This window comes from Alteromonas ponticola (assembly GCF_012911815.1).
GTDB classification, from domain to species: Bacteria; Pseudomonadota; Gammaproteobacteria; order Enterobacterales; family Alteromonadaceae; genus Alteromonas; species Alteromonas ponticola.
The window spans coordinates 484,611-503,870 of the sequence record NZ_JAATNW010000002.1; the positions used below are offsets into that span (position 1 = coordinate 484,611).

The 19,260-nt window shown below is 47.7% G+C and carries 17 protein-coding genes; 4 read left to right on the top strand and 13 right to left on the bottom strand.

The genetic code is table 11. From position 1 onward, the window contains the following. Positions 1 to 49 precede the first annotated feature (49 nt). The 11 genes from HCJ96_RS04635 to ccmA all read right to left on the bottom strand — a co-directional run bounded on the left by HCJ96_RS04635 (position 50) and on the right by ccmA (position 10,614). Entirely contained in the window at positions 50 to 2,383 is a 2,334-nt protein-coding gene (locus HCJ96_RS04635; protein WP_169209864.1) for a PKD domain-containing protein, read from the bottom strand. Between the two features lie 333 nt (positions 2,384 to 2,716). Then, on the bottom strand, positions 2,717 to 3,535 hold the full coding sequence (locus HCJ96_RS04640; protein ID WP_343034656.1) for an MlaA family lipoprotein: 819 nt from the start codon (positions 3,533 to 3,535) through the stop codon (positions 2,717 to 2,719). Next, entirely contained in the window at positions 3,532 to 4,761 is a 1,230-nt protein-coding gene (gene ccmI, locus HCJ96_RS04645) for a c-type cytochrome biogenesis protein CcmI (RefSeq protein ID WP_169209865.1), read from the bottom strand. The genes HCJ96_RS04640 and ccmI overlap by 4 nt, the downstream gene beginning before the upstream one ends. Next, complete coding sequence (locus HCJ96_RS04650) at positions 4,758 to 5,216, bottom strand: cytochrome c-type biogenesis protein (protein ID WP_425483730.1); 459 nt, start codon at positions 5,214 to 5,216, stop codon at positions 4,758 to 4,760. Before HCJ96_RS04650 ends, ccmI begins: the two co-directional genes overlap by 4 nt. Then, on the bottom strand, positions 5,206 to 5,808 hold the full coding sequence (locus HCJ96_RS04655; RefSeq protein ID WP_169209866.1) for a redoxin family protein: 603 nt from the start codon (positions 5,806 to 5,808) through the stop codon (positions 5,206 to 5,208). Before HCJ96_RS04655 ends, HCJ96_RS04650 begins: the two co-directional genes overlap by 11 nt. Next, complete coding sequence (locus tag HCJ96_RS04660) at positions 5,805 to 7,808, bottom strand: heme lyase CcmF/NrfE family subunit (RefSeq protein ID WP_169209867.1); 2,004 nt, start codon at positions 7,806 to 7,808, stop codon at positions 5,805 to 5,807. The genes HCJ96_RS04655 and HCJ96_RS04660 overlap by 4 nt, the downstream gene beginning before the upstream one ends. Beyond that, entirely contained in the window at positions 7,805 to 8,275 is a 471-nt protein-coding gene (gene ccmE / locus HCJ96_RS04665) for a cytochrome c maturation protein CcmE (RefSeq protein ID WP_169209868.1), read from the bottom strand. Before ccmE ends, HCJ96_RS04660 begins: the two co-directional genes overlap by 4 nt. Positions 8,276 to 8,287: 12 nt before the next feature. Next, positions 8,288 to 8,515, bottom strand: coding sequence for a heme exporter protein CcmD (gene ccmD, locus HCJ96_RS04670; RefSeq protein ID WP_169209869.1), 228 nt, complete (start codon positions 8,513 to 8,515; stop codon positions 8,288 to 8,290). Further along, positions 8,505 to 9,278 carry a heme ABC transporter permease gene (locus HCJ96_RS04675; RefSeq protein WP_169209870.1) on the bottom strand — a complete coding sequence of 258 codons (774 nt, stop codon included), beginning with the start codon at positions 9,276 to 9,278 and terminating at the stop codon, positions 8,505 to 8,507. Before HCJ96_RS04675 ends, ccmD begins: the two co-directional genes overlap by 11 nt. Beyond that, entirely contained in the window at positions 9,278 to 9,946 is a 669-nt protein-coding gene (gene ccmB / locus HCJ96_RS04680; RefSeq protein ID WP_169209871.1) for a heme exporter protein CcmB, read from the bottom strand. The genes HCJ96_RS04675 and ccmB overlap by 1 nt, the downstream gene beginning before the upstream one ends. Then, positions 9,943 to 10,614, bottom strand: coding sequence for a cytochrome c biogenesis heme-transporting ATPase CcmA (gene ccmA / locus HCJ96_RS04685; RefSeq protein ID WP_169209872.1), 672 nt, complete (start codon positions 10,612 to 10,614; stop codon positions 9,943 to 9,945). The genes ccmB and ccmA overlap by 4 nt, the downstream gene beginning before the upstream one ends. 121 nt (positions 10,615 to 10,735) lie before the next feature. Between ccmA and HCJ96_RS04690 the strand changes: the two genes are divergently transcribed. Together HCJ96_RS04690 and HCJ96_RS04695 are read left to right on the top strand one after the other, a co-directional pair. Beyond that, a complete protein-coding gene (locus HCJ96_RS04690) occupies positions 10,736 to 12,682 on the top strand; it encodes a flagellar hook-length control protein FliK (protein WP_169209873.1) in 1,947 nt (648 codons plus the stop codon). Next, complete coding sequence (locus HCJ96_RS04695; protein WP_169209874.1) at positions 12,679 to 12,990, top strand: EscU/YscU/HrcU family type III secretion system export apparatus switch protein; 312 nt, start codon at positions 12,679 to 12,681, stop codon at positions 12,988 to 12,990. Before HCJ96_RS04690 ends, HCJ96_RS04695 begins: the two co-directional genes overlap by 4 nt. Before the next feature lie 113 nt (positions 12,991 to 13,103). Here HCJ96_RS04695 and recA read toward each other — a convergent pair whose 3' ends face one another. Further along, positions 13,104 to 14,138 (bottom strand): recombinase RecA, encoded by a 1,035-nt coding sequence (gene recA, locus HCJ96_RS04700; RefSeq protein ID WP_169209932.1) that lies wholly within the window; start codon positions 14,136 to 14,138, stop codon positions 13,104 to 13,106. Positions 14,139 to 14,281: 143 nt separating this feature from the next. Continuing rightward, complete coding sequence (locus tag HCJ96_RS04705; protein ID WP_169209875.1) at positions 14,282 to 14,803, bottom strand: CinA family protein; 522 nt, start codon at positions 14,801 to 14,803, stop codon at positions 14,282 to 14,284. Positions 14,804 to 14,933: 130 nt separating this feature from the next. On the opposite strand from HCJ96_RS04705, the gene mutS reads away from it, so the two are divergent. Then, positions 14,934 to 17,489 (top strand): DNA mismatch repair protein MutS, encoded by a 2,556-nt coding sequence (gene mutS, locus HCJ96_RS04710; RefSeq protein WP_169209933.1) that lies wholly within the window; start codon positions 14,934 to 14,936, stop codon positions 17,487 to 17,489. 138 nt (positions 17,490 to 17,627) lie between these two features. Continuing rightward, entirely contained in the window at positions 17,628 to 19,259 is a 1,632-nt protein-coding gene (gene pyrG, locus HCJ96_RS04715) for a CTP synthase (RefSeq protein ID WP_169209876.1), read from the top strand. The last annotated feature ends 1 nt before the right edge of the window (position 19,260 follow it).

A 19,260-nucleotide genomic window follows, 5' to 3' on the forward strand; every position in this document is an offset into this window, starting at 1 on the left:
CCTGTTGCAGGTTGCAACAGGCTTTTCAGCTAGCTCGTCAGGGAGTTAATTAATTTCGGAATTCAATTTCAACAGGTGCTGAACTGGCTTTCGTTAATGACAGAATGGTATTTACTTCAATGTCTTGCAGGTTTATCGCAATATCATTCTGGTGCTGATAACGATTGTTTAACAGTATCAGTTGATCATCAGACTCAGACACCTTGGTCAAGGTTCTGGTTTCGGCTAACCGACAGTCTGGAATTGCGTCAGGCGCTCTACAATCTGGGTCTGAAGTACCAATTCTGCTCAAATCGTATGTTCTAATTACCAGCGCACCGTCAACGATTTCCCACTTGCCATATTTGGCAGTGACTTCGTCATCTTGCACGACATCACTTTCCACTAACTTGCCATCTTCATTCGAGTCGTCGCCAGTGAAAACATCCGCATCGCCATTGGCTTTTAACGCAATATAGAATGTATCGAACGGTCTGGTGCCCGCAGTTCTGAAATTACCCACATAGAATCCGACAGCACTTTCACTGGTCCAGGCTATTTCATCTCCTGACATCACGCCAGTACCGGTTGAAACCAGAACGTGATTGGATTCACCTTCCTTTTCAACCGTCGTACTGACGATCTGATGACCCTGGCGATTAGTGACCACCTCATAAGACAAAGTATCATCAGCGGTGAAATAAGGGTCGTCAGCATTGTAATGGGTCATACCGGAAATTTTAAGGCTGTCACCTTCTACATTCCAGGTAATGTCCTGATTAGTCAGTACTGCTTTACCGGTGTTATTGGAGTTCAACTGGAATTCTTCATACTGCGTTTCAGCAGCCAATTGAATACTATTCTCCAGGATATAGGAGGAATTCAATTTATTTTTGGGTAACGGAAGGTAAACCGTACTCGCTAGTTCAGGTAACGCTTCTTTTACGATGGAAACGTTATGTACATCCTGGGTTCTGTTTATGACATTATAAGAACCACTGCCCACCTTCTCTTCAAAGTCGGTGATTACATACACATTGGCACGTCCTTTTACCGGCTCATCCATTAATAAGACTGCGACAGAGGCGATACCGACTCTTACTTCCTGATTGGATCGAGTCGATACACTGTGGCCTGCATCATCGAATTCCGCCACATACACACCTTCATTGGTATCACCGAAGGCATTAAATTCCCAAGTGAACGAGTATTGGTTCATACGCCCAGTGCCATCCGCATTAAACACCATGCTATGGCTTAGACCGTTGCCTGGTCTGAAGGTGTAGTTAAGGCCATCTTGTGGATTGAAATATAGTGTGAAAGGTGCACCTAATTTCGATACTTCAGTGAAATACTTTGGATCCGTAAACAAGGCCGCTTTTACGCCAGCGTCATTTTCATCGCCACCAAACTCTGCGCTGTAAAATACGTCCTGAACGTACATCGCCATTAGCTCAGGCGAATCAGCCAATTCAGCTGTGTTGTCGATACCAGACGGTAGCGCCAGCGAACCTGAACCATCACCATAAGTATTTGCAATCACTACCGCAGAGGCCCAATTATGGAACGCGATAGGTTTGAAATTAGACATTCCTTTCACATAACCGTTCACAGAGGTAGTGTTTGAACTGTCTGTCTGTTTAAACAGACTGTATTTCGCCGTCGTCAGAGAAGACAAATTAACCATAAAATTTTCATCGGCAGTTAACGTGGCATCACCTTGTGCCTGCACAATCAGATCATTCACTTTACCTACCAGCGAAATCAGTCCAACGTGCGAACTTTCAGCACTACCAGTCCCTTTTAAAGCCAGAAACTTCTCACGTTCGGCACCCTGAACATCTATGGCTACTTCGAACGTGGTACTGGTAGTCATTTCAGTGTCGGCAGAAAACTCTTCACCATCCAATAAAACGGTAACCGTTGAAATATCTGTGCTGTCTAATACTTCCCCTTGCAGGGTTAGTGTGGTTCGTGCTGTGGGAGGGGGAGCCTCGCCTTCAGGGAATACGGTAACGGTAACGTTAGCCCTTGCCGTAGCACCGTCATCATCTGTAGCGGTCAGTCTTAATTTTACTTCCTCAGTGCTATTTACATCTGGTGCTGTAAAAGTTACAGAGTTAGTGTCTGCACCAGACAAGGAAATATTTTGTGAGCTGGTCACTTCCCATTCAAACGAATCGATTTGACCATCGCTATCGCTTACAGTCGCAGTGATGGTGATGTCACTGTTGGCCTCTACACTAAAATTTTGGTCAACAGAGATTGTAGGAGCCTGGTTTGCGGGCGGGTTTCCACCACCGCCGCCATTGCCTCCTCCAGCGTCACCACCACCGCCACCACCACCGCAGGCGGCGATTAATGCTGACACCATAAGAATCGGAATTAACTTGGTGTGCTTCATGATTAGTCCTTACAACTATAAGTGTTATGTTTGGCGCTAAATCAAACGGTTTTTCGTATTTTTGATGTAGCGTTTATTAAGTCTATTGCGTGCAGAGGGGCAGTAGCCTTGCTCTGAACCTGTACACCTGAATTCAATCTGTTGTAGCGCATACAATGCACTGACAGGCGTAGGCACCGACGCCGCATACATTAAAAATGTTTAACGGTGCCGAGAACTAACTACATATAGCGATTTTTGTGCCAAGCGAGCAATCGAATATCACCCGCTAGCAGAGGGAAGGATTTTTTGATTATTTTTTAGAAAGTTATAAACATTAATTTTTCTACAGAATTAGTTTTCTGCTTCAATTTCATAGTCTTCCAACAGAGATTCAAATTCTTCGAAATCTTCAAGTTCATCTTCTTCGAGATTTTCTTCACCACTTTTTCCATCCGTGACTTTGAACTTCAAGTTTTCAAAGTATGCATTTTTTACAAACGCATAATCATCGATTGCTTGTTTTACCTGCTCCTCCTGAGGGATCAACGAGGCGCGTGCTTCCAGCCCCTTAATCACAAATCGGGCGATCGCCAGATTGGTATCCAGAATGGTAAGCGGATAATACATTCCATCGACTATATCGCCGCTTAGACTTCTTACATCACTTGGCCCTCTGGCTGGGATCATTAAGTAAGGGCCCGTTTCCAGCCCCCACACACCGAGGACCTCGCCAAAATCTTCTTCCTGCCGTGCGATGCCAAGTTTTCCTGCAACATCGATCGTTCCAAACAAACCGACGGTTGAGTTTAAAATAAACCGTAATAAACTATCGAGACCAGGAGCAACCTTACCCTGAAACATATTGTTGAAAAAGTTACCTGGCTCCTCAAGATTTTCCGCGGCATTAGATAAACCTGTTCTGGCAAATTGAGGCATCACTTCAACGTAGCCAACGGTGACCGGTCGAATAAGGTATGCATCAAGGACTTCCCAATTAAATTCCCATATTTCCCGGTTAACCGATTCAAACGGATCTTTCGGGTCAGAATACACGTCTACCGCTTCGTTTCCTTCTGCATTTCGCTGTGTGTCAGGCGCACTGGCACAGCCAGATAAGCCAGCGATGACGAAAAACAGAATGATAAAAATTGACTTACGTTGAACGCTCACAGTAGTTCCTTGTCGATGGTGATGGATAATTTAATCATTGAACCGTTAATTACTTCAGCAATTGTCTGACCTTCCAGTTCGCCCGTGGTTGGCATCACATCTTCATCGGCAGAAATGCGTGCCATCAGTTTCACATTTTCTAACCGCTCGAGCGAATATCCGGACATCATGGCGTTGTCATTCGTCAGTGAAAGTTGGCGGGGAAACTGGGATAACGGCAACTTGACCACCGCCGCAGGCATCCTGTTATCGGAATCCGCATCCTGCGCAAAAACAATCAGGTAGCCATCCTCCGGAATCTTATCTGCAACGCCATCGGCAATGTCTATGGTCAGCGCGAATCCCGTTTTCGATGTGCTGTTATCGGTCTGTGATGAATCAGCGCCTTCAATGCGGGTAACAAGCTCTTTATAAATATCGCTTTGCGGTGAAAGCTTTGCTTTAATCTGGTTAAAATGCAACTTCGCATTTTGCATGTCACCCAATTGCGCTGAAGCAACTGCCATCAACAATGCAAAGTTGTCATTTTCCGGAAACTGCGCAATCAGCTGCATCAAAATACCTTGTGCTTTGCGCAGGCTGGTGGCTTCTCCCGTTGCCGTTAGCATTTGTGCAAATGCCACATTGACCATCACATTGTCCGGCGCAACCTGAGTCGCCTTTTCTAACGAATCTATTGCTTGTTTTTGCTGACCTGCGGCCATCCACAACCTGCCAAGATACATCCAGCCCTGCACGTCGGTTGGGTCTACGCGTAACCGCTGACGGATAGCCAGAGTTAGTGCGGTCATGTCCTGCGGCGTGAAGTCACTGGCAGACCCATCCGCCAGTTTTTCACTTAATCCCGGTAATGCATCAATGGCATCTTTGGCCAGTTTGACCTGTGATAGCTGATTAGCATAGTGGTAGGTAGTTCCACCAACCAGCAGTGCCAGACCCGCACCAACGGCTAGTACCAGACCAGTTTGAATGGATGTGGTCTGGGTCTCATTGGTTTCATCTACCAGTGCAAGTTTGAGTTCATTAATGGCTTGTTCACTGTCTTGCGGTGAAATAAGCCCTTGCTCTACTTCGGCTTCAATTTCTGCCAGTCGTTGTTTAACAATTTTAGTGTTAACCGATTCTGTTGGACTTGTTGTGTTTTTTCTCCACCACGGCAGCGAAATTAAAAAAACCAATAACAATGTAAGCAACAGGGTTGCGATAATGAACGTCATCCAGCTCATTGTTTATCCTGATTCAAAATACGTTCAGCCTGCGCTAACTTTTCTGCACTGTTGTCAACGCGTTGCTGTTTTTTTCGAAATACCAGCAAGGCCAGCGCGATGACAGCAAAGGTAACAGGTAATAACCACAACCAGATGGTGCCAATGGTGACAGGCGGTTGGTAATAAATGAAGTCGCCATAGCGAGACTTCATAAAATTGATGACTTCTTGTTCAGATTTTCCCTGCTGCAATAGCCGGAAGACTTTTCGCCGCATGTCCTGTGCAATCATGGCATCCGAGTCAGCGATGTTTTGGTTTTGACACATAGGGCAACGCAGTTCTGCAGTGAGTTTGAGGAACACTTCTCGCTGGGCGGGATCATCAAACTCATACCTGTCCTTTGCCGCGTATGCATTGCTGAAGAACACACAGGCAAGTAGAGCAAACAAGCTGATTACGGCACTAGTTTTCACCGGAAAATCTCCTGTCAGGTTCCTGCAGCAATGTCTGATAGACGGGCTTTAGTTTATTCTGCCATACGCGCTCGTTGATATCGCCAACATGATGCATACGCACCACGCCACTTTTATCAATCAGAAAATGTTCTGGCGCACCGGTCACGCCAAGGTCAAGTGCCGTTTCCCGTGCAATATCAAAAATGTTAAATTCGTAGGGGTTTCCATACTTGCTCAGCATGGTTTTCACTTCCTGCTGTATTTGCGGAAGCGATTTTTCACCAAAATCGGGATCAAGATCCTGATCAAAGTACAGGCCCACAAAGCGTACATTTTGCGTTTCTTTTAACTGGGTCAGGTAGGGTAACTCAATTGCACAGGTGATACACCAAACGCCCCACACATTTAAAATTGTCACTTTGTTCTTAAACACATCGGGCGTGTAGGTGATGTTACTATCCAGCAAGTCGGGCAAAGTAAACTGAGGAACCGGCTGGTTACTGATTTGCGAATCTAACGCGCGGGGATCAGAAAATAATCCCTTATAAAGAAAGACGATAAGTAAACAAAACCCAATGAGAGGTAGTGAAAGTAAGGTAATTTTTCTCATGCACTATCTCCTACTGTTTTATAGCGCAATTTATTCATGAGCTTTTTGGTTGCGGCAACTTTAGCAACTCTGTATCGCTTATCCGTAATGGAAACGAAACCACCTACCGCCATGATGAAAGCGCCCGCCCATATCCATGCCACAAACGGTTTTATATAAATCCTCACCGCCCATGCTTTGCCTTCCAGCGGCTCGCCTAATGCAATGAACAGATCGTCGCCTAGCGTTGAATAAATTGCTGCTTCGGTCATGGGCATTTGATTGCGTAGATACTGGCGCTTTTCTGGTTCAAGATGAACAATCTTTTCGCCGGACTCGAATACATCGAATGAGCCCATCTGCGAATTGTAATTAGGGCCTTCCACGTCGCGCACACTATTGAAGCGGAAATCATATCCTCCCAATTGCACCTGCTCCCCCGGTAACATCCTGATGTCTTTCTCCAGGTCATAATTGGATACCAGAGTGATGCCAATTAAACTTACTGCAAAACCTAAATGACCTAATGTCATTCCCCAGTGACTGCGCGGAAGCTTCAGCAAACGATTGAATAGCGACGTCTCGTGTCCCATCGCCGACGTGCGCTGGAGCACCTCCTGTACACTGGTCACCAGCACCCAGAATGACAACACTAATCCGAACGCAGCAAAATAGGTGGGCTCGTCGTAGGCTGCTGCATTAATCAAAATAGCAGCGGTTACACTAAGCCCGAGCGCAAACAATAGCTGATTCTGAAGCGCCTTAAGCGACTGATTTTTCCATCGACTAATGGGGCCCAGACCTAAAAACGCCACAAAAGGTACAATTAACAAAGTGAACATCTGATTAAAAAACGGCGCACCCACTGAGATCGAGCCTAAGCCAATCTCTTTGTGCACTAACGGTAATATCGTGCCCAGAAACACCACCAGGGTGGCGGCCAGTAAAAAGATATTATTCCCCATCAACAGCGTTTCTTTGGAAAACCATTCATAGCGTCCCTGGCTATTTAGCTGTGAAGAACGCAGAGCAAACAACACCAATGCCAGGCCCGACAAAATAATTAAAATGGTCAGGATAAACAACCCCCGCGCAGGGTCGCTGGCGAAGGAATGCACAGAAACAATCACCCCGGAGCGGACTAAAAAGGTACCCAATAAACTGAGTGAAAAAGCGGCGATCGCCAGTAAAACTGTCCACGATTTGAAAACTTTTCGCTTTTCAGTCACCGCCAGGGAATGCATAAGCGCGGTTCCCACTAACCACGGCATAAACGACGCGTTCTCTACCGGGTCCCAGAACCACCAGCCGCCCCAGCCCAGTTCGTAGTATGCCCACCAGCTGCCTAACGCCATTCCCACACTTAAAAAACACCAGGCAGCAATCACCCAAGGCCGCGCCCAACGCGCCCAGGTTGAATCCAGTTGCCCGGAAATCAGCGCTGACACCGCAAACGCAAACGCCACAGCAAAGCCCACATAGCCCATATACAACATCGGCGGATGAATAATCATGCCGAAATCCTGCAACAGCGGATTTAAGTCTTCTCCATCAACCGGAAAGAAAGGCAACAGACTGTCAAAAGGGTTTGAGGTCAGTAAAATAAACAGATAAAAGCCAATACTAACCAGCCCCAGTACGGATAACACTCTGGCAACCATGGCAGCAGGAATACCCTTGCTGAAGATTGAAACAGCCAGCGTCCATGACGCCAGCATCAGCACCCACAATAAGAATGACCCCTCATGGCCGCCCCATACCGCCGTCACTTTGTAATAAGCGGGTAACGCTGTACTGGAGTGATGAGCTACGTAAGCCACACTGAAGTCGTCGGTAACAAAGGCGTAAACCAGCGCGATGAAGGATAACAGTGTAAATAAAAACATTGCCGAAGCAAGCGGACGAGCAGTCGCCATTAATGCATCGTGCTGTTTAAATGCGCCCCATAATGGGTAAACAGCTAGCAGGATGGAGGATACCAGAGCCAGTACCAGTGCGACATTTCCTAATTCAGGGATCACAGGCTTGTTGCTCCTTGTTCAGGTTTGACGTGCTTGATCCCTTTCATCTTTTCAGCCAGTTCAGGAGGCATATATTCTTCATCGTGCTTTGCCAGTACTTCTTCAGCGTTGATGGTGGTTTTATCGACTAAAACACCGGTGGCAACAATACCCTGCCCCTCACGAAACAGGTCGGGCAGTATGCCATCGTACACCACCGTCACTTTGGGACCGGTATCGACTAAATCAAACGAAACCGCCAGGGAGGTAGCATCACGTACTACGGTTCCCGGAACTACCAGCCCGCCAATGCGCAGACGCTGCCCCACTTGCGGATGTTGTCCGGCTTTACCTTCAATCACCTCAGATGGAGTATAAAATAAATCAATACTGTCGGTCAGCGCGTAGAGCATTAACCCAATAGCCCCTGCTATTAAGCTTCCTACGGCTATAACCACAATTAATCGGGATTGTCTTCTTGGATTCATGTTTCACGTCTCTTATGAATCGAATGGTTGATTTGGAACAACAGACTTTGATTGTCGTGCCTGTTTAATGCGTTCGCGTCTGCGCTGCTCCTTCAGTACCTGCTTTAACAGCTGCTTACGCTGCAGCAGGCTTTGGATGACGAGGGCAACCATGGCAAACAACGTGACGCCGAAAGAAAGCCAGACATAGAACGCGTAACCTCCCATTTGGAAGAAGGTTTGAAGCGATTCAAACTGCATGACGCGGCTCCACTTTCTTCTGTTCAAGCCGGCTGGCAGCAAGCTGTTGCACCCATGGGCGATGAATTTCGCGACGAAGGATTTCATTTTGCAATCTGACAACGGTCACCGCGGCGATAAAAAGCGCAAAGCCCAGCAAGTTAATTAACAACGGCCACAACATTTCAGGTGCAATCGAAGGCGTATCGAATTTACTGATCGTTGCTCCTTGGTGTAGCGTGTTCCACCATTCAACCGAATAATGAATAATGGGTACATTGACTACCCCTACCAACGCCATCACACCGGCAGCCTTCCCGGCCTGTTGCTTGTCGTCAAAAGCGACATACAAGGCCATCACGCCAAAATAGAGGAACAATAAGATTAACTCAGACGTTAGTCGTGCATCCCACACCCACCACGCGCCCCACATAGGCTTTCCCCAGGCAGCACCGGTAAACAGAGCGATGAATGTCATCAATGCGCCAACTGGGGCCATTGCTATCATCGACATAAACGCAGTACGCCACTGCCACACAATGCCGACTAACGCCGCAACCGCCATGGCCACGTAGGTGCCCATTGATAATATGGCTGAGGGTACGTGAATATAAATAATGCGAAACGAGTCGCCTTGTTGATAGTCTGCAGGGGCAAAGGCCAGCCCCCACACAGTTCCAACTGCCAGAGATAGTAGTGCCCCACCCCACAACCAGGGCTTCAGGCTACTGCAAAGCTGATAAGCGCTTTCTGTTTTCGCGTAGGGATGTAACCATTTCCACATTAGTTCTGACTAACCTTTAAAGCATACGACACGGCGAACGGCGATAACGCAAGCGCCACTAACATTATTGCCGCTATGATAGCAATTTGTGGCCCGTAAGGTAATTGCATTGCAGCAGATTCCACCGCAGAGGTGGCAAAAATTAGTAAAGGGATAAAAATAGGGATTAATAATAACGCCAGCAACAAGCTACCTCGTTGCAGACCGGTGGTAAGTCCTACGGCAATGGCGCCGATCAGAGAAATTACCGGTGTCCCCAGTAATAAGGTGATTAAGAGCGCGACATACATCGACAGGGTTAAATTCAGGAACAATGCCAGTAGTGGGGATAACATCAGCAACGGCGTGAAGCTAACCAACCAGTGAGTAATAATTTTACACAGGGCTATCTGATATAGCGGCAATCCGCTTAATTGCATTTGTTCTAACGAGCCATCTGCGAAATCATCGCGGAAAAGTCGCTCCATGCCTAACAGTGATGACAGAATCGCTGCAACCCAGATTACGCCGGGGCCGATACGCTGCAGGGTATCCGGTCCTGGCCCAATGCCAAGCGGAAACAGTGTGACAACCACGAGCAAAAACATTAACGGTTGCATCAACTCTGACTTCTGCCTGAAAGCCAGTTCCAGGTCTCGTTTGATAATCCCCTTATACAATGCCCTCATAGCTGATATTCCAGTTGCTCAATACGAAACGGACCAGCACGCTCAGAAAGTGATTGATGCGATGTCATCAGAATTGCGCCATGTCGGCTTACGTGCCTGGCAAAGACAGTCTCCATCATCGCTATACCTTCGGTATCCAACGAAGTGAATGGTTCATCAAGCAGCCAAAAGGTAGCCGGCTTAAGCCACAGTCTGGCCAATGCCACTCGGCGTTGTTGGCCTGCAGATAAGTTTTTAACCGGGATTTCTTCCATTCCCACCAGGCTCAGGCTTTCAAGCACCTCATGAATAGCCGTGCTGGACACAGCAATTTCATGCTGAGCGCTCCAATACATCAGATTTTCTTCTGCACTTAATAAACCGTTTAATCCCGGTTTATGGCCAATGAATACCATATCTTTGGCAATTGCAGGTGTCGATATATCCAATCCGTTGCAACGTACACCGCCCTTTTCAGGGGAGGTCAGGCCGACCAGAATTCGCATGAGTGAAGTCTTCCCAGCGCCATTTGGTCCTCTCAGATGGACCAATTCGCCAGATTGCAAATGGATGTTGAGATTTTGAAATAAACATCTGTCCTGTTTGTAGCAGGTTAAATTATTTCCTATCAGACCAGACAACCCTTGCTCCGCACGCTGAGAATAAAAAATCGGCAGGCATTCTATCATATCCGAAGGTAATACCAATCTTCATTGGTTGAGTTGTCGCTATTTCGTGATACTCTCAGAATTTCATCAGTAACTGAATTACACCCAGTAAGAAATGTTTGTAAATTAGGTAAGCCTGTACATGAATTTCAATATCCCACTCAATGGTGGCGGCTTAACCAAAAGCACGGATGCAGGCGCGTCCACTGCGCAGGCCAATAGTGCGGCGCAATTACAGGCCAGGGTTGCGTTAGCACGGCTGCCGGAAAGCGTAATGCGGATACAATCACAAGGTACAGGTAGTGCGGGTGCATTTGAGGTAAAAGTGCCGATCAACTTTACCTATAATGAAAAAGCGCAACATCAGTTAGCCAGAACCTCGATGGCCTCAACCGCCAAGCCGGTGCTAGTTGAACATATCACTTCTGCTCAACGCACTGTTATCAGCCCGGAACAGGCCAGTAAAATTGCCGAAGCGGTTACCCGACTCGTTCCTGCCAGTGCGGTGGCGTCTACCAATTCAATTCAGGCAACGGTTAACCATGTGCAAGGTAACCAGTTATCACTACGACTGGGAGTACAGGGCAATCCCAGCGTTAATATTACCCTCAACCAAGCTGTCAATTTGGCCCAGGGCGACAAGGTTCAGCTTACCTTAAGCCAAAGTTCAGCCAACACATTCACGGCCAACCTTGCCTCTTCGGCGCCTGACAGTACCGTGATTGGTGACAGTAAACTAGCTGCTAACCATGCGCTGGTGCAACAGTTTACGCGCTTACAAATGGCGACAGGGCTAACTATTTCACCCCAGGTGTTGCAGGGGATTCTGGACAAAGCAGGGGTTGCTACTCTCAGTGCAGGTCAATCTGCTCAGATAACACTTTCAATGCGGAACAACCAGCTTTCGGTCACAACCCTTAATAGTCAGGCTATTGCCCAATTGGCCTTATCGAAGGCAGGTACAAATGCCCTGCCGCTGTTGACCAATCTGCAACAGGCCAAAACATTACCGTTACTAATACCGATAGAGTCATCACATCAACAAAATTTGACCAACACAACACAATCGTCAGCGCCTGTTTCGCAAACCATTGATACGATGAGTAAAAACCAAATTCATGAAGCCATTCTGCAGCTTTCACGTCGTTTGCTTAATGAAATTGGTTCAACCCGAGAAGCGTTGAATCAATTAATTACCACACTGAGTACCTCTGGCAATCAAACGTCGCCCGCCATGTCGGCATTGATGCGCGGATTTGCGCAACAACTTACCCAGGGGTTTGGCGCAGAGGAAAGTGGTGCGCTTAAAGGCCTGGCTCCCACGAGCACATCTGACCCCAATGCAAAAGCGCCTACGGTTCAAGCCTTGCAAGCACTCTTTTCAAGTCCCTCGTTACCCATTAACAGTCAGGCATTAACATCGCCGGTGACACAATCGGGGTTTGTCAGTGGATTGGTTGCGGTATTGCAGATGACATTCGCAGGTCGCGCGATCCGCAATCAACCACATCTGGGCGCATTAGCTGACGATACCGGGTCTTTTTTACATAAAAGTATGAGTCAGGCGGGCGCAACCGGCTCCGCAGCTAGAGTCAGTCAGGAGTTTTCCAGGCTGGATGGGCAGCGTCAAATGCTGGAAAACATCAAGACACTGCTTGCTAATCACCGTCAGCAAAAACTCATCAATCTTGAAAACCGCATCCAGGGGCAAGACAGTTTTTACTATGTGTTGCCAGTGAATAGTCAGAGCCAGGCGCCGCCCGAAGTGCTCTTGAAACGCGAAGAACAACATACGGATGCCGATAATAGCCAGGACAATAGCGCAAAGGTGTGGAATTTTACGATGAAATTGGACATTGATGAGTTGGGCAAATTGCTGGTCAAAAGTAAAGTTACGGCTACCAGTCTGAACCTGAATCTGTACACATCTTCAGATGTATTACTTGCCAAAGTCCAGGAAACGCTGCCAATTTTGCTCAAGCGACTTTCAGCGCTAGGGCTCACCATCGAACACTCAAGTTGTCAGCGCGGAAAAATTCCTGAAACGCTCAGTGACAATCCTTATCAGCTATTTGAGACGCATGCATGAAAGATAAAAATAAGCGTGCTATCGGTTTAAGATATGGCAATAAAGGCGACAAACAAGCGCCTAAAGTTGTTGCTAAAGGGTTTGGTGAACTGGCAGAAGAAATTATTACACTGGCGAAAGAAAGTGGTGTATTGATCCATGAAGATCCGTATCTTAGTGAAGCGCTTGCCACGTTAGATCTCGGTCAGGAAATCCCGGAAACGCTGTATTATGTTATCGCCGAACTCATTGCCTACTCGTATGTATTGCAGGGTAAAACGCCGCAAGGGTGGAATGACACAAATCCGCCTGTCAATGAAACCGTCTAACTGAATGGTTTGTTAAAAAAAAGCGCTTTATCCAAAAACGGATAAAGCGCCAAAAAAATAGGAAGAGGTATTTCAAAAGTGATGCGCGCAGACGCATCACCCCAGCACCATGATTATGCGTCGTCAGACTCACCCACAGGTTCTTCAACTTTATGCTTTTTGTCCAGTAATAGTTCTGCGCGTATCTTAGTTTCGATTTCTGCTGCTATTTCTGGGTTCTCTTTCAAGAACTTCATCACATTAGCTTTACCCTGACCAATACGATCCCCTTTATAGCTGTACCAGGCACCGGCTTTGTCTACCAGCTTTTGTTGGACGCCCAGGTCAATCAGTTCGGCTTCCTTGCTGATCCCTTCACCGTATCGGATCATAAACTCGGCCTGTTTAAATGGCGGTGCCACTTTATTTTTAACCACTTTAACGCGGGTTTCATTACCCACCACTTCATCACCTTCTTTCACCGCACCAATACGACGGATGTCTAAACGAACCGATGAATAGAACTTAAGCGCATTACCACCGGTAGTGGTTTCAGGGTTACCAAACATCACCCCAATCTTCATACGGATTTGGTTGATGAAGATACATAACGTATTTGAGCGCTTGATATTACCCGTCAACTTACGCAGCGCCTGTGACATTAAACGGGCTTGCAGACCAACATGTGAGTCACCCATTTCACCTTCAATTTCAGCTTTCGGTGTCAAGGCTGCAACTGAGTCAACAATAACCACATCAACCGCACCAGAACGTACTAACATATCGCAAATTTCCAGGGCCTGCTCACCGGTATCAGGCTGCGAAACCAATAAGTCATCAATGTTCACGCCCAGCTTTTCTGCATAGACTGGATCCAAAGCATGCTCGGCATCGACGAATGCGCAGGTTTTACCCTTTTTCTGCGCTTCAGCGATAACTTGTAATGTCAGCGTTGTTTTACCCGATGATTCCGGGCCGTAAATTTCAACCACGCGACCACAAGGTAAACCACCTATACCCAGCGCAATATCAATTGTAAGCGAGCCAGTGGAAATGGCTTCAATATCCATCGCCTGATTATCACCAAGACGCATTATCGCGCCCTTACCAAACTGCTTTTCAATCTGACCAACAGCGGCGCTAAGTGCTTTTTGTTTGTTATCGTTCACGATAGCATCCTCAAGAATGTAATCTTTCTGGCTCTTCATTGTTGAATGCCAGACAGGTATAAGTGAAATTGCACGCAATACTATACTGTATAATTATACAGCTCAAGTTTTATTTGCAGCGGAATGGAAGAAATTTTAAAGCATTAGTGCGGATGATCAACCAGCCATTGGTGCAGAAAATCAATACAAAAGGCAATTGCCTGATTCCGCACAGCATTTCGATCACCGTTAAATATATGGCGCAGCTGGATAGCTTCACCTGCCAGCCAAAAACCAAACCAAACGGTGCCGACCGGCTTTTCAGCACTGCCCCCTCCCGGCCCGGCAATGCCGCTGACTGCGATCGCAATATTAGCTTTAGCATTACGCGCGCAGCCCACCGCCATCTCTTTAACTGTCGCTTCAGACACCGCACCAAAGCGGGTTAATGTTTCGTTGTTAACACCCAACAGAACCTGTTTCGCATCGTTAGAATAGGTAACCCAACTTTGCTTAAACCAGTCTGAACTGCCCGCTATCGAGGTGAAACTGTAAGCCACCCCCCCACCGGTGCATGATTCGGCGCAACTGACATTCCATGAGCGTGCTTTAAGCATCTCGCCTATGGCGATAATTTTATCGGTACTGGACTCTTGCACAGAAAGGCTTGAAAATAGCTCACTCATATAAATAATACATTGCTCGTCGGCTCATTCTGATTGTGACACTTTTCGTTTTTCAGTGCGAGTCTGTCGTTAACAACATCTGACCACTAATAATAAAAGTATCGAGGCATCCTTGGAATCACATACGCCGATGATGCGCCAGTATTTATCGATAAAGGCGCAACACCCTAATATTCTATTGTTTTATCGTATGGGCGATTTTTACGAACTTTTTTTCGATGACGCTAAACGGGCTGCACATCTGCTCGATATTTCATTGACGGCGCGTGGAAAATCAGGCGGTGATCCCATTCCGATGGCAGGCGTGCCTTATCATGCTGTTGAGGGTTATCTTGCCAGGCTGGTGAAACTGGGTGAATCGGTGGCCATCTGTGAACAGGTGGGCGATCCTGCTACCTCAAAAGGGCCTGTGGAGCGTCAGGTACAGCGCATCGTTACGCCTGGCACGGTAACCGACGAAGCATTACTGGAAGAAAGACGCGACAACGTATTAGCCGCCGTTTGCCACGCGCAGGGGCGATATGGTTTATCCACCCTGGACATTACCAGCGGCCGCTTTTTAGTGTGCGAATGTGACACAGATGATCAGCTACTGGCTGAATTACAGCGGGTTAACCCCGCCGAACTTCTCTATCCGGAGGGATTTTCCAGCCTTGCATTGATTGAGCAGCGTAAAGGTTTACGCCGCCGCCCTGAGTGGGAATTTGATACCGAGACCGCCGTCAGCCAATTAAATGAGCAGTTTCATACCCGCGAATTACGCGGCTTTGGTATTGATGAACTTACCCTGGGTCTTGGCGCAGCAGGCTGCGTACTGCAATACGTAAAAGACACCCAACGTACTGCCCTGCCCCATATCCGTAGTCTGCATAAACTACAGCAAAACAGTCTAGTGCAGCTTGATGCGGCCACACGACGTAATTTAGAACTCACTCATAGCCTGTCAGGGGATCAGGATAACACCTTGTTTAAGGTCCTGGACACCACCTCAACGGCCATGGGCAGTCGTTTGCTGCAACGCTTTATCCACGCCCCTATAACGCATCGTGAGGAACTTATTGCCCGTCAGGACGCAGTGCAGGCGTTTGTAGATAATTCTCAGGATGAGCTTCTCGACAGTTTGAAAAATATTGGCGATATTGAACGCATTATGGCGCGACTGGCATTACGTTCTGCCCGCCCACGTGACTTCTCACGACTGCGTAACGCGTTTAATGTACTGCCTCTGTTGCAGCAAGAATTAGACACATTTACCACGCCACTTATTTCGCGTATAAAAAAACAAATTGGTACCTATCCAGAATTCCAGGCGCTGTTAAATAGTGCGATTGTGGATAACCCACCCGTGGTTATTCGCGATGGCGGTGTCATTGCCCCCGGCTACAATGCTGAATTAGATGAATTGCGTGATTTATCGCAGGGTGCCACCGATTACTTAACTCAACTGGAATTGCGCGAGCGTGAGCGTACCGGCATCGCTACCCTCAAAGTCGGCTACAACCGGGTTCACGGCTTTTTCATTGAGACCAGCCGCGCCGCCAGTAATCAGGTACCCACAGACTATATTCGCCGCCAGACCCTCAAAAACACCGAGCGTTATATTACTCCGGAATTGAAAGAGCATGAAGACAAGGTACTGACCAGTCAGGGACGCGCACTGGCGTTGGAAAAGCAGTTGTTCGAAGCCTTGTTCGACGAGCTGTTGCCGCAACTTACCCAACTGATGGATACGGCCGCCGCATTAGCCGAACTGGATGTGCTTTTATGTTTTGCAGAAAGGGCATGTGCGTTACACCTGCATCGTCCGCAGCTGACCGACGAAGATGTAGTGCAATACGAAAACGGCCGTCATTTGGTGGTCGAGCATGTGATGTCAGATCCCTTCATAGCCAACCCGTTATCGTTAGATGATAGACAACGCATGATGGTGATTACAGGGCCGAACATGGGTGGTAAATCCACTTATATGCGGCAAACCGCGCTCATCGTGCTGATGGCTTACATCGGCTGCTTCGTTCCCGCGGAGCAAGCTAAAGTTGGGCCCATTGATCGCATTTTCACGCGCATCGGGGCCAGTGATGATCTGGCCTCGGGACGTTCTACGTTTATGGTTGAGATGACTGAAACGGCGAACATACTGCATAATGCCACCGCCCACTCATTAGTGCTGATGGATGAGATTGGTCGCGGCACCAGTACATACGATGGCCTCTCTCTGGCGTGGGCCTGCGCTAGTTACCTGGCCAAGTCACTCAATGCCTACACCTTATTTGCCACCCACTATTTTGAGCTCACCCAACTAGCCGACGCGCATAGCCAGGTTATTAATGTCCACCTTGATGCGGTCGAACATGACGATGTGATACGTTTTATGCACAAAGTTGAAACCGGGGCGGCAAGTAAAAGTTATGGCTTGCAAGTGGCTCAGTTGGCTGGGGTACCTAAGCCAGTCATTGCCGCTGCTCGAGAAAAATTGCATGAGCTTGAACGTCACCAACACCCAACGCCCTCCCCGGCCAATGCAGAATCAGGTCGCCAATCAGCCCAGTTAGACTTTGATTTGCCGGCCGCGGATTCGCCTTTGCAGAAAGCGCTGGCTGAAATCAGCCCCGATGAGCTTAGTCCACGTCAGGCGCTGGATTTGATTTACACTTTAAAGCGGTTGAGCGAGTCGCTGGGATCATAAAAAGCGAAAAATGAGCCATCTCCAGCAGGCAAATGGATTGTTTGCCTGCTACTCTTTCGGTATACTATTACGCCGTCCAAGTGCTAATTATTTCGCACAAATTAGTACGTTACCCAACTCCAACGCCTTAGGTTTTGCATGACAAATTATATTTTCGTCACAGGTGGTGTTGTTTCATCGCTTGGTAAAGGTATTGCTGCGGCATCGCTTGCAGCCATTTTAGAAGCACGGGGCCTTACTGTCACCATGCTCAAGCTGGACCCTTACATCAACGTTGATCCCGGCACTATGAGTCCCATTCAGCACGGTGAAGTTTTTGTGACCGACGACGGCGCAGAAACGGATCTCGACTTAGGGCACTACGAGCGCTTCATTCGCACCCACATGACCAAACGTAACAACTTCACCACCGGACGGGTGTATGAAGAAGTATTAAAACGTGAGCGTCGCGGTGATTATTTAGGTGCCACTATTCAGGTTATCCCGCATATCACCAATGAAATCAAACGTCGCGTAATCGAAGGTGCACAAGGGCACGACATTGCTATTGTAGAAATTGGCGGCACCGTGGGCGATATCGAATCACAACCGTTTCTTGAAGCAATTCGTCAATTAGGTACCGAACTTGGCCGTGATAAAGCTATGTATATGCACCTTACACTCGTGCCCTATATGCCGGCGTCAGGCGAAGTTAAAACCAAGCCTACCCAACACTCGGTCAAAGAGTTGCGGTCTATCGGTATTCAGCCGGATATTCTGGTGTGCCGTTCAGTCGGTTCACTGCCAGCGACCGAGCGCTCAAAAATTGCGCTGTTCACTAACGTAGTAGAAAAAGCGGTTATTTCCTTAAAAGATGTCGATAGCATTTATCGTATCCCCGCCGCACTTAAAGCTCAGGGCATGGATGAACTGGTGGTTGACCGCTTCCGGCTGGAATGTCCAGAAGCAGATTTAACTGAATGGGAACAGGTGCTGTACGCAGAATCTAACCCAACGGGTGAAGTCAATATCGGCATGGTGGGCAAATACGTTGAACTACCCGATGCCTACAAATCAGTTAACGAAGCATTGAAGCACGCTGGTCTGAAAAATCGTCTAACTGTGAACATCCACCATATCGACTCACAGGATGTCGAAAGCAAAGGTATTCAGATCCTGGAAAAGCTGGACGCTATTTTAGTCCCCGGTGGATTCGGAGAACGGGGCATTGAAGGTAAAATTGCAGCGGCGCGATATGCCCGGGAAAACAATGTCCCTTATCTAGGTATCTGTTTAGGAATGCAGGTTGCGTTAATTGAATTTGCCCGCAATGTGGCTGGGCTGGAAAACGCCAATAGTACTGAATTTAACCCGGACACACCTTACCCCGTGGTCGGCTTAATCACGGAATGGCTGGATTCAGATGGCAGCACCGCGTTACGTGATGAACAGTCAGACCTTGGCGGTACCATGCGTTTAGGCAGTCAGCTATGTCATCTGATCCCGGGTACGAAGGTGCATGACATTTACGGTAACGCAGAAATTTACGAGCGTCACCGCCACCGTTATGAAGTGAATAATAATCTCAGAGATCAAATTGAACAGGCTGGTTTGAAGGTAAGTGGTTTGTCCACAGACAAAAAACTTGTAGAAGTTATCGAATTGCCAGACCATCCATGGTTTGTTGCCGGTCAGTTCCACCCTGAATTTACGTCGACGCCCCGTGACGGGCATCCGTTGTTTACCGGATTCGTTGCCGCGGCAGGCAAATATCAAAAAGCGAATCACTAAT

Coding starts and splice junctions, on each gene's coding strand:
- HCJ96_RS04635 (WP_169209864.1), bottom strand. CDS start 2,383: ATGAAGCACACCAAGTTAATTCCGATTCTTATGGTGTCAGCATTAATC.
- ccmI (WP_169209865.1), bottom strand. CDS start 4,761: ATGAGCTGGATGACGTTCATTATCGCAACCCTGTTGCTTACATTGTTA.
- HCJ96_RS04655 (WP_169209866.1), bottom strand. CDS start 5,808: ATGAGAAAAATTACCTTACTTTCACTACCTCTCATTGGGTTTTGTTTA.
- ccmE (WP_169209868.1), bottom strand. CDS start 8,275: ATGAATCCAAGAAGACAATCCCGATTAATTGTGGTTATAGCCGTAGGA.
- ccmD (WP_169209869.1), bottom strand. CDS start 8,515: ATGCAGTTTGAATCGCTTCAAACCTTCTTCCAAATGGGAGGTTACGCG.
- HCJ96_RS04675 (WP_169209870.1), bottom strand. CDS start 9,278: ATGTGGAAATGGTTACATCCCTACGCGAAAACAGAAAGCGCTTATCAG.
- ccmB (WP_169209871.1), bottom strand. CDS start 9,946: ATGAGGGCATTGTATAAGGGGATTATCAAACGAGACCTGGAACTGGCT.
- ccmA (WP_169209872.1), bottom strand. CDS start 10,614: ATGATAGAATGCCTGCCGATTTTTTATTCTCAGCGTGCGGAGCAAGGG.
- HCJ96_RS04690 (WP_169209873.1), top strand. CDS start 10,736: ATGAATTTCAATATCCCACTCAATGGTGGCGGCTTAACCAAAAGCACG.
- HCJ96_RS04695 (WP_169209874.1), top strand. CDS start 12,679: ATGAAAGATAAAAATAAGCGTGCTATCGGTTTAAGATATGGCAATAAA.
- HCJ96_RS04705 (WP_169209875.1), bottom strand. CDS start 14,803: ATGAGTGAGCTATTTTCAAGCCTTTCTGTGCAAGAGTCCAGTACCGAT.
- mutS (WP_169209933.1), top strand. CDS start 14,934: ATGATGCGCCAGTATTTATCGATAAAGGCGCAACACCCTAATATTCTA.
- pyrG (WP_169209876.1), top strand. CDS start 17,628: ATGACAAATTATATTTTCGTCACAGGTGGTGTTGTTTCATCGCTTGGT.